Below are 12,775 nucleotides of genomic sequence, written 5' to 3' on the forward strand. Positions count from 1 at the left end.
AAGAGGCAACATGTTTTTATTTGATCTGTTTAAACCAATAATTAAATAAGAAGTATAAAATCTGCTTTAATGTTCACCCTGGTTATGCCACGGTAAAACCAAAACTACTGCCATCCATCTCATTTTCTTGCATTTTTTCAATATCTTGTGCCACAAAAACCTGTGGATGAAGTTTCAGTTCTCCACTGATTTGGCTAAAAATCTCCCTTCGCCGAGTTAATGTATTTTTTAGGGCTTCTCTTGTTTTTTCATGACTAATTGTCGTATCGATTATGTACCGATATTGCATGAATAATGTCGTTGTAATTCTATCCAGAGCCTTAAAAATCTCTTCCTTTCTTCGCGGTGAACTGAGAATATCCAGAAACCCAGGTTCCCACAGTAATTGTTGGGCAAAGCACCTTGCGAAAAAATTACTTTCTCGTCTTTGAAGAATTTGGCGCAGTTTGTTTGCCCTTTCTTCAGGCACAGGCCCCAAATCAAGATCGAAGATAAATCTTAATTCCCTCGCGATCATCTCATAAGTATTATGTTCTCCAATAAAATAAGAAGAAAAACAAAACTCAGGGTCAAATCTAACTACCTGCAACACATTCGTATTGCCTTGAACTACCCCGATATTACTGATATCAAAATCTCCTAAAAAATAACTGATGATCAAAGAAGTAATTAAATCAATAATAGGTTGATTTAAACCAAAAATTTCTTTCTCTTGGGCAATCAAGTCAACTTTTGTACTTATTAGATAACAGTTATCTTCATTGTTAGCCCTTCCCCCAATAAAATACATTGGCTGTGCCTCTCCCATAAGCAAGGCAAATAATTTACCCCCACAAACTGCCAACTCGGCTGATGTTTTTAAGGAATTTGCGTGCCAACCAATTCTGTTATAATAAAGTTCGCCAATCGTAGAAAGAAAAAATCTACGCTTCGTGAACAAATCCTCCAGTTCTCGGCTATGGGTATCAATGCTAGCTAACATAAATTGTTCGCCACGAACGTAAATTATTTCATTTACCCAAGACTCTGTGCTCACATCAGAATCATCTGAATCACTAAAACTAACATCAGAAAGAGTGTCCATGTCTTCACTCACCACAGAATTACTATCATTCGCGTCTAATGCGGACCCTATATTCCAATAGGAAGACTGTATATTTTTTTCTTCTGACTTATTTTTTTCGGAGGGAGGGTTAAATAAATGAAATTGGTACATATAATCCTAAAAAACAAAATGTATTAAATAAGGGATAGTTGCTTTCAAAAGAAAATGGCTAGTTATAGATTAAAATTTACTTTTTTAATACAGAAAGATGGGGTTATCACTTGTAGCAGTTAGAAATAACCCGCAAGACTTGCGGCAATTATCAAACTTCGTATAACAGCAATAACAAAAATACCTTAGCCACCTCAAGATTTATCTTTAAAACTAGTAGACTATTCTCCTCGCTTTCTCCACGTTGTGCCATTTGCCCCATCTTCCAATTCAATTCCTTTATTTGCCAAGAGGGTTCTAATTTCATCAGCACGCGCCCAGTTACGCTGGGTACGCGCTTCTAATCGTTCCTTAATCAGATTTTCAATCATATCTTTCTCATCATCTTGCAGACCCGCTTGCAAGAAAGATTCTGGCTCAGCTTGAAGTAACCCTAACAGGGAAGCCAAATGTTTTAACGTAGCAGCGAGGCGAGGTGAATTCGTCTTATTAAGTTCATGACTTAACTGAAACAAGACTGCCAGAGCAACTGGCGTATTAAAATCGTCATTCATGGCCTGGTTAAACTGAGCAAGCCATTCATTATCGATTTCATGATTGGCACTTAACTCAATCTCTTTTAAAGATTGATAAAGTCTTGTCAATGCTTTACGAGCATTCTGCAAATTTTCTTCAGAGTAATTTAATGAACTGCGATAGTGACTACTTAACAAAAAATAACGAATCACTTCGGGATGATGCTGTCCTAATATGTCCTCAATAGTAAAAAAATTACCTACTGATTTCGCCATTTTTTCATTATTCACCTGCAACATTCCGACATGCAGCCAATAATTGGCAAAATTTTTACCACTTGCTGCCTCACTCTGAGCAATTTCATTTTCATGATGAGGAAATTGCAAATCCAATCCGCCACCGTGAATATCAAATTGCTCACCCAATTCATGCATTGCCATTGCTGAACATTCAATGTGCCAGCCTGGACGTCCATCTCCCCATGGGGAAGGCCAACTCGGCTCATCGGGTTTTGCTTTTTTCCACAAAACGAAATCTAAAGGAGAGCGCTTTTCTTTGACTACCTCAATTCGAGCTCCGGCCATTAGACCCTCCAAATCTTTGTGGGATAATTTGCCATAATTTTTGAAAGAATCCACTTGATAACAAACATCGCCATTGTCACTGACATAGGCATGATCCGTATCAATTAATCGTTGAATTAATTTAATAATAGAATCAATATGTCCTGTAGCTCGCGGTTCTATATCAGGGGGCAAAATATTTAAGGCGGATGCATCATCATGCATTGCTTTGATGTACTGACTTGTTAGCTCATTAATCGATACGCCGCGCTCATTAGCACGGACAATAATTTTGTCATCAATATCAGTAATATTACGCACATAAGTCACTTCATAGCCTTGAGAACGTAAGAAGCGAACAATCACATCAAAACAAACCATCGAACGGGCATGGCCTAAATGGCAACGGTCATAAACTGTAATGCCACAAACATACATCCCGATTTTACCGGGTTGCATGGGTTTGAATGGTTCTTTTTTTCGTGTAAGTGAATTATAAAGATTTAACATGCCTGCCCCTTAACCCATTTTTCCCCAAGTATCTTTAAGACCTACAACGCGATGAAACGCACTAACCTTGTCGTTATTCAATTGATTGACGCAGTAATAACCCAAGCGCTCAAACTGAAAAACTTCTTCTAAAGACTGCTTAGCTAACGAAGGTTCGCAAAAAGCCTCTTGAACCTGTAAAGAATCATGATTGAGGAATTGCAGAAAATCCTCTTCCCGCGCAGGATTAGCGTCATTAAACAAGCGATCAAACTGGTAAATAGCGACTGGATGAGCTTGTTCACAGGATACCCAATGAATAACTCCTTTTATTTTTCGATCGGACGGATTTTTTCCCAAGGTATCTTCATCATAGGTACATCGCAATTCGCTAATATTACCCTGCTCATCATGAACGACTTCCGTGCAGCGAATCACATAGGCATGTCTTAAACGAACTTCGGCTCCGGGAGATAGACGGAAATATTTTTTAGGAGGATCTTCCATAAAATCACTCCGTTCAATATAAATCTCTCTACTAAAAGGCAGAATACGATTTCCTGCTTGTGGATCTTGTGGGTGAAATGGCGCTTCTAATTTTTCCACTTTGCCTTCTGGGTAGTTTTCAATGATCACTTTTAATGGCTCAACTACACAGAGGGCACGTTTTGCTGTTTTATTTAATTCATCCCGTACACACTCTTCGAGCAAAGACATATCAATGACTGAATCACTCCGTGAAATACCGATGATTTCACAGAATTGCCTAAGCGCTGCCGCAGGATAGCCTCGTTTGCGCATACCACGCAATGTTGGTAAACGCGGATCATCCCAGCCAGTAACAATTTTTTTCTCAACAAGCTCCCTGAGTTTACGTTTACTGGTGACTGTATGCGATAAATTAAGTCGGGCAAATTCAGTCTGCACCGGTTTTGCTGGAACTGGCAAATTATTTATAAACCAATCATAAAGTGGCCTGTGATCCTGAAACTCCAATGTACATAAGGAATGAGTTATTTTTTCCAAAGCATCTGATAGTGGATGGGCATAGTCATACATCGGATAAATACACCACTCATCCCCTGTGCGCTGATGATGGGCATGTCTTATCCGGTAAAGAACCGGATCACGCATATTAACATTACCTGCTTGCATATCGATGCGTGCACGTAATACATGGGCCCCATCGGCAAACTCACCGGCTTTCATCCGGGCAAACAAATCAAGATTTTCAGCAACTGAACGATTTCGATAGGGACTTTCACGGCCAGGCTCTTGTAAAGTACCACGGTAGGCTCGGATTTCTTCCATGCTTAAACTATCAACATAAGCCTTGCCTTGCTTGATTAAATCAACTGCGTAATCATACAATTGCTGATAATAGTCAGAAGAGTGGGTCATCTCACACCATTTAAACCCTAACCACTTCACATCATCGATAATTGCATTAACAAACTCCTCTTCTTCCTTAATAGGATTCGTATCATCAAAACGCAAATAGCACCGTCCCGCAAATTCTTCAGCCAGGCCAAAATTCAAACAAATTGATTTGGCATGCCCTATATGCAAATAACCATTAGGTTCTGGGGGAAAACGAGTTATAACATCCTGATGCTTGCCACTGGCTAGCTCTTCTGAAATCAACTGTCTAATAAAATGAGGTCTTTTTTCACTATTTTCGGTCATAATCATCTTACTCGTTATTATCCATCGCGCGCCGCATTGCATTTATCAAAGAAGCACCGGCAGCAGGTACATTATCGTTTGACTGATAGGCATTCAATAGTTGACTGATCAAAGCTGCTCCCACAATAACGCCGTCAGCAAATTGAGCAACTCCTGCTGCCATTGCAGCCGTTTTGATGCCAAACCCTATCATTAAAGGTAGACTGGTCTGTGACTTCCGTTGCTGGTACTGCTCCCGAACAGATTGCAAATCAAAATTACTTGAGCCTGTAACCCCTTTTAATGAAACGTAATATAGATAACCGCTACCATAGCGATTAATCATTTCCATACGCTCATTTGAAGTCGTTGGTGAACATAAATAAATACTATGTAAATTCTGAGCCTGCCAAAGAGGGGCAATTGCAGCACTTTCTTCTGGCGGTAAATCAACAAGAATTGTTCCATCAACACCAACTTGTTTAGCTCGCTGAGCAAATTGCTCATAACCATATTGCTCTATGGGATTGACGTATCCCATCAACACGATTGGCGTTTGTTTATCCTGTTCACGGAATTTTTCGACCATCGCCAATACATCGTCACAGCTAATATCATAGCTCAAAGCGCGCTCCATAGCAGCTTGGATCACAGGACCTTCGGCCATAGGATCAGAAAAGGGAATACCTATTTCAAGAACGTCAGCACCTGCTTTTACTAATTCATGCATCAAAGGGACAGTCAACTCAGGGTGAAGGTCGCCGGCTGTAATATACGGGCTTAACATTTTTTTGCCGCTAACCCGCAATTGCTCTAATGTTATGTCAATTCGATTCATAGATTACCTTCAATTTTATGCTGACTTACACTGATAAACCATCAATACTGGCAACTGTATGCATATCCTTATCACCACGACCAGATAAATTAACCACAATACTCTGTTGCGCTGACATCGTTTTTGCAAGCTTCATCGCATAAGCTACTGCATGACTAGATTCTAAAGCGGGAATGATACCCTCTACCCTGGTTAATGTGCGGAAAGCATCCAGAGCTTCATCATCATTAATTGCAACATATTGTACCCGTCCACTATCTTTAAGGTAGGCATGTTCTGGCCCTACACCGGGATAATCAAGTCCAGCAGATATTGAATGAGTGTCTTTTATTTGACCGTGTTCATCACAAAGTAAATAGGTGCGATTGCCATGCAAAACACCTGGTTTTCCCGCAATGAGAGAAGCAGCATGCTCGCCCGTTTCAAGCCCTTTTCCTCCAGCTTCTACTCCGTAAATAGCTACAGATTGATCGCCCAGGAAGGGATAAAACAAGCCAATAGCATTAGAGCCCCCGCCAACACAAGCAACCAAAGCATCAGGCAATTGACCTGTTTTTTCTATAATTTGCGCTCTCGCCTCTTCGCCGATTATTGCCTGGAAATCCCTTACCATCTGTGGATAAGGATGGGGACCTGCTACTGTACCAATAATATAAAAAGTATCATCTATGTTAGAGACCCAATCACGCATGGCTTCATTAAGAGCATCCTTCAAAGTTTTTGACCCGGCAGTTACCGGCACAACCTCGGCTCCCAACAATTTCATTCTATAGACGTTACTCGCCTGGCGTTTAATATCCTCTGAGCCCATGTAAACAACGCATCTAAGACCAAGTTTGGCAGCCACTGTTGCTGACGCCACTCCATGCTGGCCTGCACCCGTCTCGGCAATAATCCGAGTTTTTCCCATCCGCTTGGCAAGCAAAGCTTGTCCAACCGTATTGTTAATCTTATGCGCACCAGTGTGATTCAAATCTTCACGCTTTAAATAAATTTGTGCACCACCTATTTTTAAACTGAGGTGCTCGGCGTGATAAAGCGGTGTCGGACGTCCCACGTAATCCTGTAACTCAGCTCTTAATTCCGCTAAAAATTGAGCATCATATCGATAGTGCTCATACGCTTTTTGTAATTGTTCTAAAGCATGCACTAGAGTATCTGCTACAAACATTCCACCATAAGGCCCAAAATGGCCATGATTGTCTGGAAGCTCTTTTTCAATCATTTTTTACCCCATAATGCATTAACAAACTGGCTCATTTTGCCGTGATCCTTGACACCTGCTGATATCTCAACCCCGCTGCAAACATCAACTGCATAAGGTGAATACAAGTTTACAGCTTGCGCAACATTAGCCGCATTGAGGCCTCCTGCTAAAATAAGTGGCTTCTGCAGATTTTTTGGTATTAACTCCCAATCAAATACTTCGCCAGTACCACCATGTTGTATCGACGGTGTATCCAAAAGAATAGCGGCTGCATTCTCATGTTGGGCAACCAAATGCTCAATAGCCTGTGTAGATGTTGCCTGGATAGCCTTAATATACGGTTTTTTGAATTGACTACAAAACTCAGGAGATTCCTCACCATGAAACTGCAGCCATTGAATTGGTAATTCGCTGATAATTTCATCAACCTGCGCCAAGGTAGGATTTACCAATACCGCAACGACATCAACGAAAACCGGATGCTTGGCTAACAACTTCTTTGCTTGCGCAATTGAAATAAAGCGTGCACTTTTAGAATAAAAAATTAAACCAATAGCATCAACACCCAAAGCAATAGCCTGGGCTATATCTCTTTCCTGAGTCATCCCGCAGATTTTAATTCTTACCCTATCCCGAATCAATTAACGCTCCCACAGAAATAAAGGTCCAGGATTTCCTTCGATTACCCCGAATTCTTTGGGATAAGTAACCGCAACCAGATATAACCCATAAGGCGGTGCCGTTTCAGCGCCAAGGCGCCGATCTTTTGCCTGTAGCACTTCGTTTACCCAGGGAATTGGTCTTTTTCCTGAGCCAACAGCAATTAAAACACCCGCTATATTCCTCACCATATGATGCAAAAAGGCATTTGCAGTAATGTCAATCATTACCAAATCACCATTGCGCTTTACCTGTAAATGATGAACATTGCGCATTGGTGTCTTGGATTGGCATTCTACAGAACGGAAAGAAGTATAATCATTTTCACCAATCAAATGTTGACCCGCTTCCTGCATCGCACGGTGATCCAGTTGGCGATATTGCCAAGTCACACTACTACGCATAAGCGCTGGGCGAATCGGTGAATTATAGATGATGTACCGATACCGTCGTGATAGAGCAGAATAACGAGCATGAAAATCCTCAGGCATTTCTCGTCCCCACTTCACACATACATCTTTGGGGAGAAAAGAGTTTGCACCATGAATCCAGGAACGAATTGTTCTCTCTTTTTCACAATCAAAATGAATAATCTGATTGGTAGCATGAACACCCGTATCAGTTCTACCCGCACAGACAATACCGATTTCTTGATCGGCCACTTTAGCTAAAGCCTGCTCCAATACCAATTGCACCGTGCGCAGGCCTGTTTGCGCTTGCCAGCCATGATACTGGCTACCATCGTATTCAACCCCTAAGGCAATACGCATTCGCTTTTCCCGCTGAAAACGGCCAATGTATAACACCAGAACACATTTGTCTAGGGTATGAGTAAGTCTCAGAGCGTGTTAATTAACTCTACTAAAAATGAACACTGATAACCATTTCCTGCAGCTATTGTTCTATTTTTAGCGAATTAATTAACACGATCGCATTAACCTGGGATGATTGCATAAGTGGCCTTGCTATTTCATAATGCCATGCAAATTTATTCTTATCGCATAACATGACCGCATCTCTATTAGACGGCAAATTGGTTGCTGCACAATGTAAAAGTGAAATTAAATCGATCGTGCAGGCCAGGCAAGCTAAAGGCTTACGCGCCCCTGGATTAGCGGTAGTCCTGGTAGGTGATGACCCTGCATCCAGTATTTATGTTGCCAATAAGCGCAAGGCCTGCTTGGAAGTAGGTATCAATTCGTATGCCTATGATTTGCCAGAAAATACTACTGAAATAACGTTGCTTAATTTAATTGAAGAATTAAATCAATCTCCTGAAGTCGATGGTATTTTAGTGCAATTGCCATTACCTGAAAGAATCGATAGTAATAAGATTATAGAGTGCATTAATCCTGAAAAAGATGTCGATGGCTTCCACCCCTATAACGTTGGCCGTCTTACCCAACGCAATCCCCTGCTAAGACCTTGTACGCCCTACGGCATTATTAATTTACTGAAGTTTTACCAAATATCTCTTTCCGGCAAACATACCGTTGTCATTGGTGCATCGAATATCGTGGGTCGTCCAATGGCAATGGAATTTCTTCTGGCTGGTGCTACTGTGACTATCTGTCATCGTTTTACCCAAAATTTAGAACAGTATGTAAAAATAGCTGATTTAATAGTAGTTGCGGCAGGTGTTCTTGATGTCATCAATGTGGACTGGTTGAATGCTCAGCAAGTAATTATCGATGTGGGTATTCATCGCTTAGCTGATGCTACAATCCGCGGTGATGTGGATTTTCAACGGGCCAAAGACAAGGTCGCCTGGATAACGCCTGTCCCTGGCGGAGTGGGTCCTATGACTATTGCCATGTTATTACAAAACACAGTCAATGCAGCTAATCAACTTAATCCTCTGAGTTAGGCTATTGGATTGTTAGTTATAGATCTCAACGTTCGACATCATCCCAGTCGAAGTCTGTATCCCATTCCTCTTCGAGCTCTTCTTTTAAACGTTTGCGCTCCAGCTTTTCTTCCAGCATTTTGCGCACTCGTTTTTTATGGCTTAATTGCTCCACTTCTTCTTCATCATAAGAATATTCTGTAAAAGAGTGATTCTCATCATCATATTCTCTTGGCAAACTCATAACAGCCTCCATTTTCGCCTCTTTCCACCCTAAGTATAGTGCAAAATAGTTAGAGTAATTTTTACCAATAGAGGACTTAGGCTATAAAATTGGCTCCATTAGGTAACCATTCCTACCGTTGGACTATTATTAGAAAACCTAAAGCTAATACTGAAAAAATCATCACAGGATTGGATTAGCGATCACATAAGGCTATACTTCGGCATCTTCTTTTAGTTAAGTTCCTTTATGCTGAGTTATCAACACGGATATCATGCAGGCAATTTTGCCGATGTTATCAAACATCTCACCTTGTCACGCCTTATCAATTACATGATTGGTAAAGAAAAACCGATTTTTTATTTGGAAACTCATTCTGGCCGAGGAATGTATGATTTGCATGACAACCAGGCTGCTAAAACGGGTGAATATCTTCAGGGCATTCATTTATTGTGGGAGCATAAAAAGCAATTTTCACCACTGTTCACTCCTTATTTACACTCTATTAATAAGATTAATCAATCCGGTGAATTACGCTTCTATCCCGGCTCACCTTGTCTGGCTATTGATCTTTTACGTCCACAAGATAGATTATTTTGTTGCGAATTGCATCCTCGCGAATTCGAGCATTTAGAATCTTTGCCTCATTACGGTAAACGGGTATTTGTCAGCCATGAAGATGGGATAGCAAGCCTTCATGCTTCACTCCCACCGACAGAACGCCGTGGCTTAATTTTTATTGACCCTTCTTATGAGGTTAAAACAGATTATAAGCTAATACCTCAGGCTCTAAAATCAGCGTATCGTCGTTTTTCTACTGGTGTCTTTTGCCTTTGGTATCCCATAGTGGACAAACGCTTACATGAACAATTGTTGCGAGGATTAAAGGCAATCGAAGTAAACAGCTCATTGCATCTTGAGTTTTATTTAACAAGTGCTATCCAATCGGGTATGACAGGTTGCGGTTTATGGGTTATTAATCCTCCTTACGTTCTCGCTGAAGAAATGAAAATTATCCTGCAGCAATTACGTGGATTTTTTAATCCGGGTATTTCTTCTTTTATCGTTGAAAGTTGAGTTATTTACTCTAGACTAAACATAGAGCGAAAAGGAGTTTGCAATGAAAATTCTACCTATTCCCGCCTTTAACGATAATTACATCTGGCTATTAATTAATGAAGAAGAGCAAACCGCTATTTGTGTCGACCCTGGTGACGCTAACCCAGTCCTGGCCTTCCTGGAACAAGAAGAACTTAAACTAAAGGCTATTTTGTTAACTCATCATCACTATGATCATACCGACGGTGTTAACGAGCTTATCAATACCTATCCTGGAATCGCTATCTATGGCCCTAAAGACTCTCGCATACCCCAAGTGAATCACATCCTCCAAGACGGTGATCTGCTGCCCCTCCCTCCCTATCATTTCCGAGTCCTAAGTACTCCCGGCCATACAGCAACTCATATTAGTCTGTATGAGCCAGAATTTGGTTTGTTATTTTGCGGTGATACCCTATTTTCCGCCGGTTGTGGTCGAGTATTTGACGGGACTATAGAGGATTTATTTGCTTCTCTGCAAAAACTCAAAGCCTTACCAGATATTACACAGATATATTGTGCTCACGAATATACACGCCGCAATCTTCGTTTTGCAGCGACTGTAGAACCCGACAATTTAGCTATTCGCCAACATGCACATCGTTTAATGGCAAAAGAAAATCAGCGCTCTTTACCTTCCAATATTGGTCTCGAAAAAGAAATCAACCCCTTTTTCCGTACTCACCTGGAGAGTATGCAAAATTATGTGGCACTAAAAGGCAATAAAAATAAGGATCCTATGTCAGTATTTAAACAATTGAGAGCCGATAAAGACAACTTTTCTTAGCAATTAGAGTTAATTTAAACCTTTTAGGTTGATGTAAGAACAAAAAGGGTTTCTTGCCGGGATTTTATTTAGTACACTGTCCAGCCATTAATTCATAATAGGCTGTCACATTGAAGTTTAGACCAATGAAGTTTAGACCAATTAATCTTTTTAGGTGTTTCCTTTTACTAACCAGTTCCTATCTGTTTTCTAATATTGTTTATGCAGCACCCAATGTCTGGGATGTATTGCGTAGTCAATTCGCCTTAAACCATGAAGTAACACAACCTGAGGTTCAAACACAATTACGTTGGCTGGTTTCGCATCCAAGCTATCTGCAAAAACTAGCTCGATCAGAACCTTATATTTATCATATTGTGACTGAAATTAAAAAAAGAAGAATGCCTGGTGAGATTGCTTTATTACCCATGATTGAGAGTGCTTATGATCCCTTTGCTTACTCCGGAGCTGGAGCTGCAGGTCTGTGGCAATTAATGCCAGGCACAGGGAATAATCTTGGTCTTAAACAGGATTGGTGGTTTGATGGTCGCCGTAGTATTCGTCCCTCAACTGATGCAGCCCTCAATTACCTGACCTATCTCAATAAATATTTTAATGGCAATTGGATACTTGCTATTGCCGCTTACGATTCCGGTGAAGGAACCGTTGCACGCGCTATCAAAAACAGTCGCCAATACTCGCGAAATATCAGCTTCTGGACTTTACCCGTTCCACAAGAAACGAAAGCCTATGTGCCACGCTTGCTTGCCCTCGCTGAGATCATTAAATACCCACAGCGCTACCGTATAACCCTGCCTGATATTCCTCATGTTCCCTACTTTGAGGAAGTTAATATAGGTAGCCAAATTGATTTGAATCATGCAGCGAAGCTCGCGGGTATTTCCTACAAGGATTTAATTAAATTAAATCCAGGATTTAACCGTTGGACCACAGCACCTTACAAGCCGTTCAACCTTCTTATTCCAGCCGATAAAGTAGCTCATTTTAATCGTAATCTGGCCAATGTGCCGGAAGAAAAACGAGTCAGCTGGACACGACACCAAGTGTCCGGAGGTGATAATTTAGGTTCTATTGCCCGTAGATATTTCACTACTGTCAAATTAATTCGAGAACTTAATCAGCTAAAATCAGATAAATTAAAATTGGGACAATACGTGTTAATACCGAGTACAAAAAACACAACCGTTGCTGCTGCTAAAAAACCTGTGCCCCCTATCACTGATCAACCAGCAACTGCGCAAAGCTATAAAGTTCTCCATATTGTTCAAACAGGCGATACCTATCAATCATTAGAGAAAAAATACAATGTTTCAGCAGCTAACATTCGGCTTTGGAACCATATTAAAGGGAAAACCCCACTAAAAACTGGCTCACAATTAACACTATGGAAAACCACAGTAAAATATGGTGTTTATATTGTTAAAGCAGGCGATAATTTGAGTAGTATTGCGAAACGTAATAACACCAAAGTTGCAGTCTTAACCAGATTAAACCCCTCTATTAACAAAAGACTGCTGCGCCCCGGACAAAAACTGGTGATTGGTTAATTCTTTTTACTGTATCTACTGAATCAGTACCCTAGGGAAATAAGAACTCGAATAGCCTGTCAGTTCCAGCAAGTACAACACTGAGATCTCTTTTTCGACTTTTGTCGTGATAAAGGAGAG

General features: G+C 40.8%; 12 protein-coding genes. 4 read left to right on the forward strand and 8 right to left on the reverse strand.

Going from position 1 to position 12,775, the window contains the following annotated elements:
- Positions 1-82 precede the first annotated feature (82 nt).
- From DYC89_RS08730 to truA, 7 genes are all read right to left on the reverse strand, one after another.
- Complete coding sequence (locus DYC89_RS08730) at positions 83-1,084, reverse strand: hypothetical protein (protein WP_147285496.1); 1,002 nt, start codon at positions 1,082-1,084, stop codon at positions 83-85.
- A gap of 353 nt (positions 1,085-1,437) precedes the next feature.
- The gene (gene cysS, locus DYC89_RS08735) at positions 1,438-2,805 is read right to left on the reverse strand and encodes a cysteine--tRNA ligase (protein ID WP_115221438.1); all 1,368 of its coding nucleotides are present in this window, start codon (positions 2,803-2,805) and stop codon (positions 1,438-1,440) included.
- Between the two features lie 9 nt (positions 2,806-2,814).
- Positions 2,815-4,470 (reverse strand): glutamine--tRNA ligase/YqeY domain fusion protein, encoded by a 1,656-nt coding sequence (locus DYC89_RS08740; protein WP_115222709.1) that lies wholly within the window; start codon positions 4,468-4,470, stop codon positions 2,815-2,817.
- A gap of 7 nt (positions 4,471-4,477) precedes the next feature.
- Positions 4,478-5,287 (reverse strand): tryptophan synthase subunit alpha, encoded by an 810-nt coding sequence (gene trpA / locus DYC89_RS08745; protein WP_115221439.1) that lies wholly within the window; start codon positions 5,285-5,287, stop codon positions 4,478-4,480.
- Positions 5,288-5,312: 25 nt separating this feature from the next.
- Positions 5,313-6,512, reverse strand: coding sequence for a tryptophan synthase subunit beta (gene trpB, locus DYC89_RS08750; protein ID WP_115221440.1), 1,200 nt, complete (start codon positions 6,510-6,512; stop codon positions 5,313-5,315).
- Entirely contained in the window at positions 6,509-7,099 is a 591-nt protein-coding gene (locus tag DYC89_RS08755) for a phosphoribosylanthranilate isomerase (protein WP_425451569.1), read from the reverse strand. The genes trpB and DYC89_RS08755 overlap by 4 nt, the downstream gene beginning before the upstream one ends.
- Before the next feature lie 36 nt (positions 7,100-7,135).
- Positions 7,136-7,924 (reverse strand): tRNA pseudouridine(38-40) synthase TruA, encoded by a 789-nt coding sequence (gene truA / locus DYC89_RS08760; RefSeq protein WP_115221442.1) that lies wholly within the window; start codon positions 7,922-7,924, stop codon positions 7,136-7,138.
- 236 nt (positions 7,925-8,160) lie between these two features.
- Here truA and folD point away from each other — a divergent pair, with 236 nt between their 5' ends.
- Positions 8,161-9,021 carry a bifunctional methylenetetrahydrofolate dehydrogenase/methenyltetrahydrofolate cyclohydrolase FolD gene (gene folD / locus DYC89_RS08765; protein ID WP_115221443.1) on the forward strand — a complete coding sequence of 287 codons (861 nt, stop codon included), beginning with the start codon at positions 8,161-8,163 and terminating at the stop codon, positions 9,019-9,021.
- 25 nt (positions 9,022-9,046) lie between these two features.
- Here the strand turns inward: folD and DYC89_RS08770 are convergent, their stop codons facing one another.
- Positions 9,047-9,244 (reverse strand): PA3496 family putative envelope integrity protein, encoded by a 198-nt coding sequence (locus DYC89_RS08770; protein WP_115222710.1) that lies wholly within the window; start codon positions 9,242-9,244, stop codon positions 9,047-9,049.
- A 228-nt stretch (positions 9,245-9,472) separates the two neighbouring features.
- Here DYC89_RS08770 and DYC89_RS08775 point away from each other — a divergent pair, with 228 nt between their 5' ends.
- From DYC89_RS08775 to DYC89_RS08785, 3 genes are all read left to right on the forward strand, one after another.
- A complete protein-coding gene (locus tag DYC89_RS08775) occupies positions 9,473-10,300 on the forward strand; it encodes a 23S rRNA (adenine(2030)-N(6))-methyltransferase RlmJ (RefSeq protein WP_115221444.1) in 828 nt (275 codons plus the stop codon).
- Between the two features lie 43 nt (positions 10,301-10,343).
- Positions 10,344-11,108, forward strand: coding sequence for a hydroxyacylglutathione hydrolase (gene gloB, locus DYC89_RS08780; RefSeq protein WP_115221445.1), 765 nt, complete (start codon positions 10,344-10,346; stop codon positions 11,106-11,108).
- Between the two features lie 125 nt (positions 11,109-11,233).
- Complete coding sequence (locus DYC89_RS08785; protein ID WP_115221446.1) at positions 11,234-12,655, forward strand: lytic transglycosylase; 1,422 nt, start codon at positions 11,234-11,236, stop codon at positions 12,653-12,655.
- Positions 12,656-12,775 lie beyond the last annotated feature (120 nt).

This window comes from Legionella donaldsonii, assembly GCF_900452385.1.
Taxonomy (GTDB): Bacteria; Pseudomonadota; Gammaproteobacteria; order Legionellales; family Legionellaceae; genus Tatlockia; species Tatlockia donaldsonii.